The organism is Psychrobacillus sp. PGGUH221 (genome assembly GCF_042055255.1).
Lineage (GTDB): Bacteria > Bacillota > Bacilli > Bacillales_A > Planococcaceae > Psychrobacillus.
Genome location: NZ_JAQMHQ010000038.1, coordinates 1 through 488 on the forward strand (window position 1 = coordinate 1; position 488 = coordinate 488).

At 36.3% G+C, this 488-nt stretch carries 1 protein-coding gene; it reads right to left on the minus strand.

What is annotated here, in order from left to right; all coding sequences use genetic code 11:
- Positions 1-276: 276 nt before the first annotated feature.
- Positions 277-488, minus strand: a 212-nt coding sequence (locus PGC35_RS22085) for a pyridoxal-phosphate dependent enzyme (RefSeq protein WP_375220729.1), incomplete at its 5' end; no start/stop codon positions are given.

The following is a 488-nucleotide window of genomic DNA, read 5'->3' on the forward strand; positions in this document are numbered from 1 at the left end:
ATGTACCACACATTTTAGACATATATAAAATGTGTGGTACGTGTGAAATGAAAATAAAGTTATTTAACTTTAAAAGCTCAATCAAGCATAACCCCGTTCGAATTTAGGACGGGGTTAAAAATATAGTAGTTTAATTTTTGATGTAAGATACTTCACTGTACTAAAAAATATAACAATAAAGTCGTTTAAAAATCTAAGTTTTTATTCAACTAAAGCCCCCCTTACTTCTCTTACGGGGTCATTTCTCACTATTTACAATGAATTGATGGACTTTTTCTAGGTCCACATTTCCGCCAGAGATAACAATGGGTCGTCATAAGGTGGAATATATACGCCGTTTTCTTGATCTGCAATCGCCTGAGCTCTTGGTATACGTTCTCCAGAAGTAGTCCCGCACATTTCCACCTTACCATCATAAGCTTGGATTGCGTTAACCTTACACTTACTAACGTTTTCAGGCACTACAATGGTTGCCGGAACTCCGTATT